Genomic DNA, 12,972 nt, shown 5'->3' on the forward strand with positions numbered 1-12,972 from the left:
TAAACTTATGACAAACGATCAATCTTTCATCAACTTTTACAACAAGCAAGTAACTGCTGAAGAGTGTATGCAACAATTAGGCTCTAAATACTTATCTATGTCGAAGATAGATGCTCCTATTCCGTGCGTACAATCTGCATTTGATGAGAAGATAAGGAAGCTAAAAGAACAAAAATTACGTGATGCAATTATATCCTGTGGCTATCTCCCCGAACAGGTGATTGATGATCGTGTACGACATGAACGCTTCGAGTTACGTAACCTTTACTTTGAACCGGCAGGGATACATCAATATATTCTGGTCGATAAATTAAAACAGAAACAATTCCTTCTTATGGAAGATATGCCATCCACAGGTATAGAACTCGGATACACTACATTTCATAATAAAGAATTACCATATAATTATTATAAATAAAAGACAATGGACGATACTGTAGAATATTTTCAAATTCAAATTAAAGGAGCAATAGACTTTACTGGATATATACCTGTAAACACAAAGGTAATATTTGGCGGTACTGAATACGATTTAATGCGTGTCATTGAGAATGCAATCATAGACGCAGGAAAAGACGGATTTGTTGAGTTCAATATAGAAAATCCAAGCTATCAATACATAGATAGGAAAAAGCATACAGTCAAATTCGACCGGGATTTACTTATATTGTCTACTATTGTCATCAATAGATGTGTGGCTTATAAGGGAAATAACTTTGAGAACTTGATTAAGATTACAAGTGAGAAAGGTTTACTCAGAGTAGACCAAAGCTATCTTTCTTATGATTATAACGCAGGAAATATAATTCGATAATAATCAACTATGGATAGTACATTACATCACCTCGAAAAACTAAAAGACAATCTAGTAAAAACGATTGCCGATTTAGAAACAATGTTCAGAATGCCTGTTCTTATTGTAGATACAGCGAGCGTACCTGATATAAATGTTTTTGTAGAAGAATGGAAGAAACATCAGAGTAAAATACTTCCTCTTCCTGCCGGATCTTATGAGTTTTCTTACAGGATTGAAGATAAGTTTCAGGAAATGATCGATAAGCACAAAGAGTATTTATTATTCGTAAATTCAGAGATTAACAAATATCATAATCATGGCAATAATTGAATACCCATCAAGACCTGCTAAGTGCAAAGACTGTATCTATTGCGGTTATTATCATCCTTTGAAAAAGAATGGTGAAGAATCAAGAAATTATCGGCATAGATGTAAACGTACAGGAAAAGACATTCTACTCACAGATAGAGTCTGTGATAATTGGAAGATGGGATGCGGAATACCTAGAAATTATAATCACATAAAAATAGAATAGAATACGAGAACTACATTTAAGACAACAGAACAGCTAATTAAAGAAAATGACAATTTTATTTCAGCAATACCAAATCATCTAGGGATTAACCTATACAAAGTAAAAGGTATTGAATATAAAGATCAGGCTAATGGAGAGCTTATCTCTGTAAGAATAGACTTTATCACGTCAGATGTTGAAATTCCAGACTACCAACAAAGAGTCTTTGATGAAGCGTCAGAATTAGCCCAGAAAATAGATAAGCTAAAGCCATTTATAAACTCTGAAAAGTTTGCTTCAATAGATAGGCAAGAACAGATACGTATGATTCAATAACTAGGATATATGACTAGCTATTTGAAGATATTGACAGAAAGATTAGATTGTTTTTAATACGATGATGCCACATTCATTCTATGAATTGACTATGCCTTACTTCACAGTAGGGCATTTTTATTTTGTAGATGCCGGAAACTTTTTCTCCTTTTATAGATTCCCTGCTTCTCTCTTTTATAAAGAGGACTTTTTGAGTTTATATTCCTTGAGAGATAAGAACTTACTCTTTTGCTGATAACTTCAATATCCACATCCTCATAATCAGGTATAAATGTTTTTATATGGCACGAAATATCTGCCACAGAGACTTCATCATCCAGTATTGTATCAAAGGCTAAATATACAGCTTCACTTATTTGCATGAGGAAAGATCATTTCTGTTTAATAGTTTCTCCATTATATTTTAATGGTAACTCATCTGAACCTATTCTTATTACTTCCTTTTTCCATTTGTCCAATACGACTTCATTTGCCAATCTATCATACCTGCCATTTAGGGCTAACAAATAGAGTATTACGCATAAATATATTACTAATAAAGAGAGTAATGTGTATTTAATATTTTGCCTTTTCATAAAAATAATTTTCGCTTATAAAATCAATCCCTTTAGCTTCTATATTGTATAAGTCCAAATACTTATCTTCTTTTTTGTCAATATTCGTAATTTGAAATAATAAATAATGCAATTCATTATTATCTAGCGTAATAGAAGATATATCCTTACTCATTGAAACTGATACAATATTTCCATCTATATAAAAATCAAATTTTCCACTTTTTATCTTTTCTAAGTTTCCAGATGCACCAACAATCAGATCTAATATTGATATAAGATAGTATTTATTGAGATTAAGTGTAAAGTTTTCCCCATCTAAATCAGTATAGATAGTGTCATTGTCTAATTTGTAGGTCTTGTTTATATACTCGGTGACAGCATGGCGTTTATCTGATATATTATTTGATGGAATTTGCTTATTGTTTTGGCTTTTATCAACACAAGAGGAGATCATCAATAATAATGAAGCAAAAACTATTATTTTCATAATCATCTACAACATTTCCCCATGATAGACTACATGGAATATATTAATTATTTCACTTTTATATATCTTAAACTCCTGATAGTTATCTGACACACACCACAGAATATCATTATCCTCATTATCTATTCTCAAACGTTTCAACATCCGTTCTTCGTTTGTGATAATCATGTATATCTTATCGGGTTCTACCCTTTCCCATCTATTAACCCTGTTCACACCGATCACATCCCCTGCTTTTATTCGAGGAAGCATAGAACATCCAATAACAGGGAATATCCTTTCTGCTGATACATTTGGGATAGACATATAACCGGTTGGCTTTTCCTCATTTGCAATTTGAGATAACCCTGCTTGACCTGCTGATACTGGTAGATCTGCATAGTAAGGAATAGCCCCTTTTACTTTTTCATCAAGTAAAATAGGAGTATTGTCCATATACATTTCGCCTTCTCCACTCAAAAGCCAGTTTGCGTTTAGCTTAAATATGCTAGATAACTTTAGTATAAACTCAACACTAGGCATTCGACCTTCATTCAGATAACTATTCGTTGTCCTTTGTGCTACACCGATTTGCTTTGATAGTTCATTTACACTAAGCAGCTTATCATTGCATACTTCTTTAATCCGAGTGATAATATTATTTTCCATAATTAATAATTTAGAACGATTCTAAATAGCATAATTATGCTAACTTTTAACATTTAAAGGTTGTTTGTTTAGCATATTCGTGCTAATATTGCATTATGATAATTATAACAGTAATTACAAACGTGCTTTTTTCAACAATAAAGCTAAAGTAGTAAAAATTATGAATACCCAAACAAAAAAAGCGACACTAAAGAAAACAGTCGATGTTCGAGCAACATTGCTTGCTATATCTCTAGGCAGTTCGGTAATCATTAAAACTCGTGATATAAGTGCAAATAGAATACGAGCAGCAGTATCTCGATTAAACAATGAAGCCTATCTGTTTGAAACCTCTGAAAAAGGTCTAGTCGATGAAGTTAAAGTAACCCGGTTAAAATAATTCTCATGGACAAGAAAACAAAAACAAGGAATGCCCCCGAAGGTTACTTCACTCGTCAGGAAACGATGGACAAGCTAGGCATATCCAGTAGTACACTTCACAGGATTGTCCAAGAGGGCAATTTTACCGAAGATGGTGAAACTATACGCTTTCGAGGCAAACGCCTGTATCGAAAGGATGCCGTAGAGAAATACTTTGAGAGTCAGGTAGAAGCAAACCTCTAAAACCATGCTCTATGAATCTCTTTGAACAGATATTACTCAGCTATGGTGGATATGTCCTTCTCTGTGTACGAAACGTATTCGAGATAAACGAACTGTATGAAGAATGTGCCGAGATAAACAAAGTATTCGATCAGTATCAGATAGATAAAAATATGACTGTCGAAGATTGGATTTCAGAGTTTTGGAAGCAAGGATATAGTGGGCAAACCGCATTACATAACGCTCCCTATTATTTCATCGAAGCAATGAATAAATGTAAAGACAAAGGATTGTTAAACAGCTTAATAGAAATCTAAGATGAAAAAGAAAGAACTACTAATCGGATTATACTTCATTATCAGCTTGATACTATGCTGTGCTGAGTACACAGGAGATTCATTTATCACTATGTTTTCCTACTATACTTTTACTCTGCTCAATTTAGGCAATGCTGTGAGACTGGCAAACAAAATCGAAGAACCTCAAAAATAGATTGATATGGATTTTAGAATGCCACGCCGGATCAACAACGCCACATACTTCTATCTAGGAAGTTATGGCAATATCCAAATGGACAGGGATACAGGTGCAGATCGACACCAAATGAGGTTCGATCTTGGAAACTATATCAGTCGTGATAATATCCACAAAGCACAGGTAGCCTTTTTCAAAGAGAAGTTCCCTGAACTGTCAGGCAAACAGATCGAAAACAAAATACGCAAAGCCGAAGAACTTGCTAATGCCAAGTAAATACTAATCATTAAAAAATACAATTATGGTAAAGAATCTATGCAAAAATCTATCGTTCAATACACTTACTCAAAAACTTATAGTAAACGGAAACGAAATCAAACTAACGACAAAGGAATCACAACTATTCGATTTTCTGAGCGATAACGTAAATACAATATCTAAACGTGAAGATGTATTGCTCAAAATTTGGAAAAACAACGACTATTTCAATTCTAGGTCAATGGATGTGTACATAACAAAACTAAGAAAGCATTTAAAGCCTATCGAAAATGTTTCGATAATCAATGTACATGGCGAAGGACATAGGCTAGTCATATCCACTAAATAACAATCACTTTTTAAATATAAAAATATGAGAACATTACAATTATCAGATCAAAAAGCTAGAAGCCTGTATAAGACTGGCTCTAATGAAATGAAAGAATTATTGGCAGAAAACTTCGGAAAAGACTTTTTCTCACAATCAGTAATTGACAGAATTAAAACCTATGAGGATGTTTGTGCCGAACTAGGTGAAAGTCCGGTAGATGAAGTTGCCTGTAAGAAACTAGGCATGAATAAGAATGACATTGCCTATCTGAAACTCACTCAAGTAGTAAGAGCATTGAATGAGGGATGGGTAGCCAAAGTTTATGACAATGAAGATAGATGGTATCCGTGGTTCTATCACAATGAAAGTCCTTCGGCTTTCGCCTTCGATGGTTCGTCTTACGATCGCTCGTATGCGGCTGCTGGTAGCGGTTCTCGCCTTTGCTTTAAATCAAGCGAACTGGCTGACTATGCAGGAAAACAATTCCTTGACCTATGGAGAGAATTTATTGTCTAATCAAATCAATCATAAAACGTATGTGTATAACAGAACTAAAAGTCAGCAAAGTAAATGCACTCAAAGCACATAGAAGTGCAGACAAAGATGGGAAGTTATTACTTGAAAACCTTTACGGAAAAGAAGTATTCCAAAATCAGGATGTGAGAGATCGCATTAAAACATTCGAGGATGCCTTAACAGAAACAGGAAGACCAAATGTGCCGGACTTCTCAGATGTACCAGAAGATATGAGAGCATATTTCGTGGCTCAATACAAGATGTCAGTTATAGCAGAAGCACTTAACGAAGGGTGGACTCCCGATTGGGATAATGGTAATGAAAGAAAGTGGATAGCATGGTTCATTATGTCTCCTTCGGCTTTCGCCTTCTATGATTCGTGTTACGATGACTCGGATGCGCTTGCGGGTAGCGGTTCTCGCCTTTGCTTTAAAAGCGAAGCATTAGCAATATACTGTGCAAAACAGTTCTTGGACATTTGGAAAGATATTCAACTCAGATAAAATAATATAGGTTGTTTGCCTTTGAGATTGCTCTCCTTCAGCTTTCACCTTCAATGATTCGAATTACGATAACTCGAATGCGAATGCAGGTAGCAGTTCTCACCTATGCTCAGAATATAACAATGTTTCAAACAGCGAGAGAAGAAGAGAATTTTTTACTTCTAATATGCCGAGTCGTGAGAAACAACTAATGAAATTGAAAGGCAAAAACCTCACCTCTCGGTGGAAAATAACAAATCAAAAGGTGCTAGTAGGGAAACCAAAAACTCCGATTAGAAAAGCAAAGGCAAACACGATGGTGTTGAATACAAATTTTTCACGAATGCTGCTCCGATAAAAGAAGCATTGGATAAGATACCAAAAGAGGATTTCCCTTTTGCAACAACAATCAAGCAACAGAAATTCGGATCAGGTAGTGGTAAAACATTCTATTTCACATAACAAAAGCCATGTCAATAAAGAAACTGAATCAAACTCAAATAATAATCCTGCTTGTGATTATAACATCGAATAAAAAGTAAAGATCATGAAAGTATTAGCAATGCAGCATATTATAAACTGTGATACGACAAGAGAAGAAATGCAAGCGATAGTTGAAGCTGTCGAAAAACATCTGTATAACCCTATATCCGAAGATTGGGATTTTGATGATACTGTTCTTGGTTTTCCTGTATATGTTGATTTTGCAGGTCATGGCGAAACACTATATGTCAAAGAAGTTACAGTACAGGATCGGATACATCACTACTCTATGGACAGAGACTCTTTTGCACTCAAATGCACTCTCGAAGATACAATCATGCCGGTATTCACCAAATATGCTAAAGAACGAAGAATACAACAGGAACAGATAAAAGAAGATCAAAGTCTGACTCAGTTTGGAATGGGCATATATACACACTATTAATATGGAAAATTATAAATCAGATATTATAAACTCTCGCAGTATAGGTTTCGGATCTTCCGATGCAGCAACATTACTATCGGTAGGGAGAAATGGCAAGCTGAATAAAACAGCAGAAAAACGTATTGCTGTAATGCTAGGACAGGCTGAACAAAAAGAGTTTAGTACAAAATCGACTAAGTATGGAGATTATATAGAAAATGCCATATACGAGACAGTAAAAAATACTTACCCCGAATATGAGGTAATAAGTAATCCATACTATCAGGTAGATGATCTTCCATATCGTTTCAAATGCTTTAATCATATCGATATTGAAATCAAACAGCCTCATAGAATAATATGGTTTGAAGTGAAAGCTGTTAATGATGATTTACAGAAAACCATCAAAAAATACGAGGCTCAACTGTGTTGGCATTGGTGGATACTCAAGCACATTTACAGGAATCAGGATGTTACTGTCGAATTATTCTTGGCTCACTATCACACAAAAGATAAGCATAGTGAATTTAATCCCAAACAACTTACTCTGCAATCTATAACATTTGATGAATCCATCTATGATGATATACAAAAAGGGATAGATGTTGTCGAAAAAGAACTGGACAGGTTTCAATACGAAGCCGGAACAATAATTCAGGCTGAAAATTTACCTGAAGAATTGAACGAGGCTATCAGTCAGATCCATGCTAAGATATTATCAATAAAGAAAGCAGAACAGGATGTTGAGTCATTCAAACAAAACCTGTTACAAGCAATGCAGGAAAACAATATCAACAAAATCTCTCTTCCAGATATGGATATTTCCTATGTATCTTCCGGAGAATCATTGAAATTCAATACACCACAGTTTAAGAAAAGCCATCCACGACTTTACAAAAAGTTTGCTCGTACAGAGAAAAGGAAAGCATATATAAACATCAGAATAAAAGATAAAACAGATGGAAAAGCCTAGAACATTATTTGCACATGAAATCGAAGTGCGAACTCAGACTGTAAGACAAAACGGATGTGTATTGCTGATATACAAAGATGCTCGTTGCGATCAGCGTATTCTTGACGAAACCTATGGCACGGATGGTTGGCAACGTTCCCATCAGGAGGTCAATGGAAACCTATTCTGTTCAGTATCCATTTGGGACAATACAAAAAAGCAATGGATCAGTAAGCAAGATGCAGGAAAAGAGAGTAATACTGAAAAAGAGAAAGGTCATGCTTCGGATAGTTTCAAGAGAGCCTGTGTGAATTGGGGTATCGGGCGTGAACTATACACAGCACCTTTTATTTGGGTGAACCTTGAGGCAAATGAGATCAATGAAAAGAATGGGAAATATTACTGCAAAACTGATTTTTCTGTTTCTGAAGTCGAATATGAGGAAGATAAGATTTCAAAACTGGTAATCTCAGACTCATTTGGAAAAGAACGTTATCGATTTCCTAAAGTCGTTGGAAATGAAAGTCCTGATAATAAAGAGAATCAACCGAAAACAGAAACAGAGTTAATTCAGGAATGTTCTGAAAAAATTGACAAGTGTGAATCGATAGAAGAACTCAAAGGTATTTGGAGTATGTATCGTTCATTACAAACTCACGATCTCATTATCCTGAAAAAAGACAACAAAAAATCTGAACTACTGGCTAAAAAGACAGAAGATGATAATAACAAAGCTGCTGATATACTTGGTGCAGCATTAAACCCTAAAAAATAAAAATCATGGCAGTAAACAAAGTAATTCTTATCGGAAATGTAGGTAAAGATCCTGACGTAAAATATTTTGACAATGGAAATTCGGTTGCCACATTTTCCATAGCAACAACAGAAAGAGGATATACAGCAACCAATGGCACTCAAATACCTGATCGTACCGAATGGCATAATATAGTTTGTTGGCGAGGACTGGCTAAAGTCGCTGAACAGTTTGTGAGAAAAGGAGGGCAGGTATATATCGAAGGTAAAATCAGAAGTAGAACCTATGATGATAACAATGGTATCAAACGATATGTAACTGAGATATACGCAGATAATTTGGAATTGCTTGGACGTAAGCCTGAGAGCAATGACAATACAAATACTTCATCAAATCAGCAAAGTACCCCACCGCATCCGGGTGATGATTTACCATTCTGATTATGGACATATACTGCAAAAATACAATGCGTGGATTAGTTCCGATGGATGATTCCGATTATGACAATAAACTTAAACTGACAATCGGGAAAGTATATAAAGTTACAATAAGGCTTCCTCGTAACTACGAGTTACACAAAAAGTATTTTGCTCTGATAAAATGTGCGTGGGAGTTTCAGTTGGAACGATCTGTTGAACACTTCAAAAACGATATGGATATATTCCGAAAAACGCTAGAAATAGCAGCTGGACATTGCGAAATCGCATATTCCATAGAGCGTAGGGAGTGGATTGAACAAGCAAAATCTATCTCGTTCGACAAAATGGATGAATTTGAGTTCAGGGATTTATATGAAAAGGTTAAGGATGTTCTCTACAAACATTTCCTGAGCCATGTATCGCAAGAAGAATTTGAAAAACATTTAATGGATTTTTAGTTATGAAAACCTGTGCTACTCCCAAATGCAAATCGACAGCCCTTGTTCGTGGATCTGACCTTTGCCTACAATGCTACTCGGCAAAACTGGATCAGGAGAAAGGAACAAAAGCCAAACGGATCATGGGGCATGAAGAGGATGATATACAAGCTGAGTTCTTTTTCAACGCAGCCATCCTTTTCCCGAAACTCGATAAACTATTGTACCATGCCTGTAACGAAGGCAAGCGAGATCCTAAACGTGCAAAACGCATCGGTATAAAGTCGGGAGTAGCAGATGTTCATTTGGCAATAGCTAATCATCAATATCACTCACTATACATAGAGTTCAAAGCAGGAAAGAATACTCAGACAGACGAACAGATTGAGTTCCAAAAGCAAGTAGAAGCTGCCGGAAACAAATATGTCGTATGCTACTCAGCAGCACAAGCAATAGAAATTCTTAAAGATTATTTATTAACAACAAATTACAGATGAATTATGGAAACAACTGAAGTAAAACATTGTGGAAAATATGTCTCAGATGTGAGACTGTAAATAAACAGATTAATTCATTTTAAAATTTCAAAATTATGTTAGATCAAATGTTAGGTACAGATGTACCATTGGACAAAAGACCACAGTTCCTCCGGGATAACTGCGACAAAGTGGAAATGAAGAAATACAACAAACAATTTTCTTCTCAGGAACTATCAGACAAACGTCTGCAACTCGAAACTGTAAGTATCAATATCGCCGACTTGAGGCAGCAAAAAAAAGATTACGATGATGCCTACAAAATAGAGATGAAACCTCTCGAAGATATCCACAAGAAAACTGTTCAGGAACTCAAAGAACGTACAGTACAAGTAGAAGAGAATTGTTACGCTTTTATTGACGAAGAATCGAAAATGATCGGATTCTACAATGGTGAAGGTCTGCTCATCTATTCCCGTCCGTTGACTGTCGATGAGTTACAGAAAACAGTACACATGGAAGTCAGAATGACAGGTACACATGGATAATAAACCATACTCAAGTATTTAATCAAGTTTTTTATTAATCATTTTAACAAGTAAACAATTATGTCAGAAATTGAAAATGGAGTAAATGTACACCTTCCTGAAGGTTATAAAGGTGAGCCGGTAGAGATTGTAATTCGTCATGGAGAAGCACCTGTGGCTCTCGATCCGAAAGATCCTGTGGTAACAAATATCAATGGTACTATTGATTCACCGCTTCGTTGGCTCGAAAAACGTGTATCCGAAACAGATCAGATCAATCAGAAGAAATGCCACATCCTTGTCAATCGGGATCAATTCTCTATCATCCTCATTACGGACGAAAACAATCAGGAAGGATCACGAATTGCCGGTACACTCGAAATAGATCCTATCTTCTCCGAGTTCGGTATCAATACGAACAAGACATGGAATCCGATCAGACTCGGTGAGTTCTTCAAGATGAATCGTGCATTTTTCCCTGAACGCTCAGTCAATATGACGTTGGTTTCCACATTCAAAAACTTCGTAGCGAAGGTGAACTCCAATATTGAGAAGAAACTGGAACAGAGCGGCTCAAAATCAGATGTATTCCAACAAGAAGTTACATCCAATCTGCCTGAAGCATTCGACTTGAATCTTCCGATCTTCAAAGGAAGCCCACGTCAGGTTGTGGAGGTCGAAGTTGTAGCCCATGTATCGGGTAATGAGGTATCACTATCTCTTATATCTCCGGCTGCTAAAGAATTTATCGACAATGAAAGGGATAACCGCATTGACGAGGTACTGGATAGTATCAGAAAGATTGCTCCCGAAATTGTAATCATCGAAAAATAATCATTCTCATCACTTATTAGCCCTACCCCTGTATAGAAGCAGGGCTAATATTAATATTATTATTTATACATGGAAGGTTGGATAAAATTGTATCGAAGTATCGCAGCTAAAGCATACTACAAGAAAGACTCAGAGAGAGTACACTTGTGGATACACTTGCTTATTAGTGCTGCACATACTGGAAAAGAGGAAATGTTTGGAGGAAAACCTGTTTTCTGCAAGCCCGGACAATTTACAACTGGACGAAAACAACTCGCTGAAGAGACTGGAATTAATGAAAGTAAAATTGAAAGAATCTTAACATATTTCGAGAAAACCGAACAACAAATCGAACAACAAAAATCAAACGTAAATCGCTTAATAACAATAACTAATTGGGCAGAATTTCAACTAAGCGAACAGGAAATTGGACAACAACTGAACAACGAGCGAACAACAACTGAACAACAACTGAACACACCTAAAGAATGTATAGAATGTAATAATGATAAGAATGTAAATAATAATTCTTTACAATCTAACGATTGTCCTCCTGAAGAAAAAATAGTTGTTGAAGAAAAACCAAAAAAGAAATCTACTAGGAAGAAAAAAACTGAACCATCGGATAAGGATACCCAACTCAACAGCGAAGCAAGAAAAATATTCGAGGCTCGCTATCTCCGGGAAACTCGTGAAAAATATTATTGGACAGGAAAAGATGGGGGCAACATGACAAATATTATCAATGCCCTGAAACATCAACGTACCGAAAAAGGATTATCCAACGAGAGCAATACCGACATACTGGCTGCCTTATCCATGTTCATCAACATAGCTGTAAAGGACGAATGGATTAAAAAGAAACTAAGTGTTTCCATCCTTTTCAGTCAATTCAATGAAATCGTGGCTCGTGCCAAAGCAGAAGAACAAGAAAGAAGAAAACAGAAAGGAGGAAATTATGGAACGTCAGAGCAAAATATTGACAATGGATCAGTCTCTCAATCTTCAGAAGAGGCATCTAAGGACTATAAAAAGCGTTTCTGAGTTCGACCTGTCCGATCAGGCAGAGTACGAGAGGCACGCACAATTCATCGGGATGCTAGGAAATAATTACATGAGCAGAGAATTTCGGGAGTTTGAATTTGATGAACATAACAAAAAGATATTTCGCTTTCTCCTGTACTATTTCAACAACAGTAAACTGGCAGAGGATGTATTTAAAGAGGATGGCGAGGATTACAAGATACATAAAAACCTTTTACTGATAGGAGAACCCGGAACAGGAAAAACAATCGATATGCAAGTATTCTCGGATTATTTGAAACTCACAGGTAACAGCAATCATTTTCATAACCTGTCTGTAACTCAGATGATGAACTACTACAAAATGAATGGACATATCGATAGGTACACTTACAATGAATCTACTGGAAGCGGATCGATAGAAGGAAACCCATTCAATGTTTGCCTCAATGACATCGGACTTGAGGTGGAGAATCAAAAGCACTACGGAACAGACTTAGAATTAGTTATTGACGAGTTCTTATACGCCCGATACGAGATATACCAACAACATCATATCAAGTATCACATGACATCGAACCTCACAGTAGATGAGTTCAAAGAACGTTTCGGAAACCGATTGGTAGATAGATTCAAAAGTTTCAATGTATTAACTCTATCAGGAGAATCAAGAAGAAAATAAA

At 35.9% G+C, this 12,972-nt stretch carries 23 protein-coding genes; 20 read left to right on the forward strand and 3 right to left on the reverse strand.

Translation table 11 applies throughout. The features are described 5' to 3' along the window. The first annotated feature begins 7 nt into the window (after window positions 1-7). Genes D0T53_RS10930 through D0T53_RS10940 form a run of 3 tightly spaced genes read left to right on the forward strand, consistent with a single transcriptional unit; the run spans window position 8 to window position 1,126 of the window. Window positions 8-418, forward strand: a complete 411-nt coding sequence (locus tag D0T53_RS10930; RefSeq protein WP_163267808.1) for a hypothetical protein — start codon at window positions 8-10, stop codon at window positions 416-418. Window positions 419-424: 6 nt separating this feature from the next. Further along, window positions 425-814 carry a hypothetical protein gene (locus D0T53_RS10935; RefSeq protein ID WP_163267810.1) on the forward strand — a complete coding sequence of 130 codons (390 nt, stop codon included), beginning with the start codon at window positions 425-427 and terminating at the stop codon, window positions 812-814. A 9-nt stretch (window positions 815-823) separates the two neighbouring features. Further along, window positions 824-1,126, forward strand: coding sequence for a hypothetical protein (locus D0T53_RS10940; RefSeq protein ID WP_163267812.1), 303 nt, complete (start codon window positions 824-826; stop codon window positions 1,124-1,126). Window positions 1,127-1,747: 621 nt separating this feature from the next. On the opposite strand, the gene D0T53_RS10945 is transcribed toward D0T53_RS10940, so the two are convergent. The 3 genes from D0T53_RS10945 to D0T53_RS10955 form a co-directional block, all read right to left on the reverse strand. Continuing rightward, complete coding sequence (locus D0T53_RS10945; RefSeq protein WP_163267813.1) at window positions 1,748-2,008, reverse strand: hypothetical protein; 261 nt, start codon at window positions 2,006-2,008, stop codon at window positions 1,748-1,750. Between the two features lie 193 nt (window positions 2,009-2,201). Continuing rightward, window positions 2,202-2,690: a hypothetical protein gene (locus D0T53_RS10950; RefSeq protein WP_163267814.1), complete on the reverse strand. Its 489-nt coding sequence runs from the start codon at window positions 2,688-2,690 to the stop codon at window positions 2,202-2,204. Window positions 2,691-2,696: 6 nt separating this feature from the next. Next, a complete protein-coding gene (locus D0T53_RS10955; protein ID WP_163267816.1) occupies window positions 2,697-3,338 on the reverse strand; it encodes a LexA family transcriptional regulator in 642 nt (213 codons plus the stop codon). A gap of 160 nt (window positions 3,339-3,498) precedes the next feature. Here D0T53_RS10955 and D0T53_RS10960 point away from each other — a divergent pair, with 160 nt between their 5' ends. The 17 genes from D0T53_RS10960 (at window position 3,499) to D0T53_RS11040 (ending at window position 12,971) form a co-directional block, all read left to right on the forward strand. Then, window positions 3,499-3,717, forward strand: a complete 219-nt coding sequence (locus D0T53_RS10960) for a hypothetical protein (protein ID WP_163267818.1) — start codon at window positions 3,499-3,501, stop codon at window positions 3,715-3,717. 5 nt (window positions 3,718-3,722) lie between these two features. Next, window positions 3,723-3,941 carry an AlpA family transcriptional regulator gene (locus D0T53_RS10965; RefSeq protein WP_163267820.1) on the forward strand — a complete coding sequence of 73 codons (219 nt, stop codon included), beginning with the start codon at window positions 3,723-3,725 and terminating at the stop codon, window positions 3,939-3,941. Window positions 3,942-3,952: 11 nt separating this feature from the next. Next, window positions 3,953-4,237: a hypothetical protein gene (locus D0T53_RS10970; protein WP_163267822.1), complete on the forward strand. Its 285-nt coding sequence runs from the start codon at window positions 3,953-3,955 to the stop codon at window positions 4,235-4,237. Between the two features lie 181 nt (window positions 4,238-4,418). Continuing rightward, entirely contained in the window at window positions 4,419-4,670 is a 252-nt protein-coding gene (locus D0T53_RS10975) for a hypothetical protein (protein ID WP_163267824.1), read from the forward strand. Between the two features lie 25 nt (window positions 4,671-4,695). Next, window positions 4,696-5,001: a winged helix-turn-helix domain-containing protein gene (locus tag D0T53_RS10980; RefSeq protein ID WP_163267826.1), complete on the forward strand. Its 306-nt coding sequence runs from the start codon at window positions 4,696-4,698 to the stop codon at window positions 4,999-5,001. Between the two features lie 24 nt (window positions 5,002-5,025). Beyond that, window positions 5,026-5,499 carry a hypothetical protein gene (locus D0T53_RS10985; protein WP_163267828.1) on the forward strand — a complete coding sequence of 158 codons (474 nt, stop codon included), beginning with the start codon at window positions 5,026-5,028 and terminating at the stop codon, window positions 5,497-5,499. A 20-nt stretch (window positions 5,500-5,519) separates the two neighbouring features. Continuing rightward, window positions 5,520-6,002 carry a hypothetical protein gene (locus D0T53_RS10990; protein ID WP_163267830.1) on the forward strand — a complete coding sequence of 161 codons (483 nt, stop codon included), beginning with the start codon at window positions 5,520-5,522 and terminating at the stop codon, window positions 6,000-6,002. 526 nt (window positions 6,003-6,528) lie between these two features. Beyond that, a complete protein-coding gene (locus D0T53_RS10995; protein ID WP_163267832.1) occupies window positions 6,529-6,909 on the forward strand; it encodes a hypothetical protein in 381 nt (126 codons plus the stop codon). 1 nt (window position 6,910) lies between these two features. After that, window positions 6,911-7,861 carry a hypothetical protein gene (locus tag D0T53_RS11000; protein WP_163267834.1) on the forward strand — a complete coding sequence of 317 codons (951 nt, stop codon included), beginning with the start codon at window positions 6,911-6,913 and terminating at the stop codon, window positions 7,859-7,861. Continuing rightward, the gene (locus D0T53_RS13455) at window positions 7,848-8,615 is read left to right on the forward strand and encodes a Rad52/Rad22 family DNA repair protein (protein WP_185152997.1); all 768 of its coding nucleotides are present in this window, start codon (window positions 7,848-7,850) and stop codon (window positions 8,613-8,615) included. The genes D0T53_RS11000 and D0T53_RS13455 overlap by 14 nt, the downstream gene beginning before the upstream one ends. A gap of 5 nt (window positions 8,616-8,620) precedes the next feature. Next, a complete protein-coding gene (locus D0T53_RS11010; RefSeq protein ID WP_163267836.1) occupies window positions 8,621-9,034 on the forward strand; it encodes a single-stranded DNA-binding protein in 414 nt (137 codons plus the stop codon). A 2-nt stretch (window positions 9,035-9,036) separates the two neighbouring features. After that, complete coding sequence (locus D0T53_RS11015; protein ID WP_163267838.1) at window positions 9,037-9,471, forward strand: DUF1367 family protein; 435 nt, start codon at window positions 9,037-9,039, stop codon at window positions 9,469-9,471. A 2-nt stretch (window positions 9,472-9,473) separates the two neighbouring features. Beyond that, window positions 9,474-9,947, forward strand: coding sequence for a VRR-NUC domain-containing protein (locus tag D0T53_RS11020; protein ID WP_163267840.1), 474 nt, complete (start codon window positions 9,474-9,476; stop codon window positions 9,945-9,947). A gap of 95 nt (window positions 9,948-10,042) precedes the next feature. Then, window positions 10,043-10,474 carry a hypothetical protein gene (locus D0T53_RS11025; RefSeq protein ID WP_163267842.1) on the forward strand — a complete coding sequence of 144 codons (432 nt, stop codon included), beginning with the start codon at window positions 10,043-10,045 and terminating at the stop codon, window positions 10,472-10,474. Window positions 10,475-10,534: 60 nt separating this feature from the next. Next, window positions 10,535-11,287 carry a hypothetical protein gene (locus tag D0T53_RS11030; RefSeq protein ID WP_163267844.1) on the forward strand — a complete coding sequence of 251 codons (753 nt, stop codon included), beginning with the start codon at window positions 10,535-10,537 and terminating at the stop codon, window positions 11,285-11,287. 69 nt (window positions 11,288-11,356) lie between these two features. Beyond that, entirely contained in the window at window positions 11,357-12,310 is a 954-nt protein-coding gene (locus D0T53_RS11035; protein ID WP_163267846.1) for a hypothetical protein, read from the forward strand. A 70-nt stretch (window positions 12,311-12,380) separates the two neighbouring features. Continuing rightward, window positions 12,381-12,971 (forward strand): ATP-binding protein, encoded by a 591-nt coding sequence (locus D0T53_RS11040; protein WP_163267919.1) that lies wholly within the window; start codon window positions 12,381-12,383, stop codon window positions 12,969-12,971. The last annotated feature ends 1 nt before the right edge of the window (window position 12,972 follow it).

This window comes from Dysgonomonas sp. 216 (assembly GCF_010501065.1).
Classification (GTDB): domain Bacteria; phylum Bacteroidota; class Bacteroidia; order Bacteroidales; family Dysgonomonadaceae; genus QVMM01.

Coding starts and splice junctions, on each gene's coding strand:
- D0T53_RS11010 (WP_163267836.1), top strand. CDS start 8,621: ATGGCAGTAAACAAAGTAATTCTTATCGGAAATGTAGGTAAAGATCCT.
- D0T53_RS10960 (WP_163267818.1), top strand. CDS start 3,499: ATGAATACCCAAACAAAAAAAGCGACACTAAAGAAAACAGTCGATGTT.
- D0T53_RS10930 (WP_163267808.1), top strand. CDS start 8: ATGACAAACGATCAATCTTTCATCAACTTTTACAACAAGCAAGTAACT.
- D0T53_RS13455 (WP_185152997.1), top strand. CDS start 7,848: ATGGAAAAGCCTAGAACATTATTTGCACATGAAATCGAAGTGCGAACT.
- D0T53_RS11040 (WP_163267919.1), top strand. CDS start 12,381: ATGAGCAGAGAATTTCGGGAGTTTGAATTTGATGAACATAACAAAAAG.
- D0T53_RS10990 (WP_163267830.1), top strand. CDS start 5,520: ATGTGTATAACAGAACTAAAAGTCAGCAAAGTAAATGCACTCAAAGCA.
- D0T53_RS10975 (WP_163267824.1), top strand. CDS start 4,419: ATGGATTTTAGAATGCCACGCCGGATCAACAACGCCACATACTTCTAT.
- D0T53_RS10940 (WP_163267812.1), top strand. CDS start 824: ATGGATAGTACATTACATCACCTCGAAAAACTAAAAGACAATCTAGTA.
- D0T53_RS11035 (WP_163267846.1), top strand. CDS start 11,357: ATGGAAGGTTGGATAAAATTGTATCGAAGTATCGCAGCTAAAGCATAC.
- D0T53_RS10995 (WP_163267832.1), top strand. CDS start 6,529: ATGAAAGTATTAGCAATGCAGCATATTATAAACTGTGATACGACAAGA.
- D0T53_RS11025 (WP_163267842.1), top strand. CDS start 10,043: ATGTTAGATCAAATGTTAGGTACAGATGTACCATTGGACAAAAGACCA.
- D0T53_RS11015 (WP_163267838.1), top strand. CDS start 9,037: ATGGACATATACTGCAAAAATACAATGCGTGGATTAGTTCCGATGGAT.
- D0T53_RS10935 (WP_163267810.1), top strand. CDS start 425: ATGGACGATACTGTAGAATATTTTCAAATTCAAATTAAAGGAGCAATA.
- D0T53_RS11020 (WP_163267840.1), top strand. CDS start 9,474: ATGAAAACCTGTGCTACTCCCAAATGCAAATCGACAGCCCTTGTTCGT.
- D0T53_RS10970 (WP_163267822.1), top strand. CDS start 3,953: ATGAATCTCTTTGAACAGATATTACTCAGCTATGGTGGATATGTCCTT.
- D0T53_RS10945 (WP_163267813.1), bottom strand. CDS start 2,008: ATGCAAATAAGTGAAGCTGTATATTTAGCCTTTGATACAATACTGGAT.
- D0T53_RS11000 (WP_163267834.1), top strand. CDS start 6,911: ATGGAAAATTATAAATCAGATATTATAAACTCTCGCAGTATAGGTTTC.
- D0T53_RS10950 (WP_163267814.1), bottom strand. CDS start 2,690: ATGAAAATAATAGTTTTTGCTTCATTATTATTGATGATCTCCTCTTGT.
- D0T53_RS11030 (WP_163267844.1), top strand. CDS start 10,535: ATGTCAGAAATTGAAAATGGAGTAAATGTACACCTTCCTGAAGGTTAT.
- D0T53_RS10985 (WP_163267828.1), top strand. CDS start 5,026: ATGAGAACATTACAATTATCAGATCAAAAAGCTAGAAGCCTGTATAAG.
- D0T53_RS10980 (WP_163267826.1), top strand. CDS start 4,696: ATGGTAAAGAATCTATGCAAAAATCTATCGTTCAATACACTTACTCAA.
- D0T53_RS10965 (WP_163267820.1), top strand. CDS start 3,723: ATGGACAAGAAAACAAAAACAAGGAATGCCCCCGAAGGTTACTTCACT.
- D0T53_RS10955 (WP_163267816.1), bottom strand. CDS start 3,338: ATGGAAAATAATATTATCACTCGGATTAAAGAAGTATGCAATGATAAG.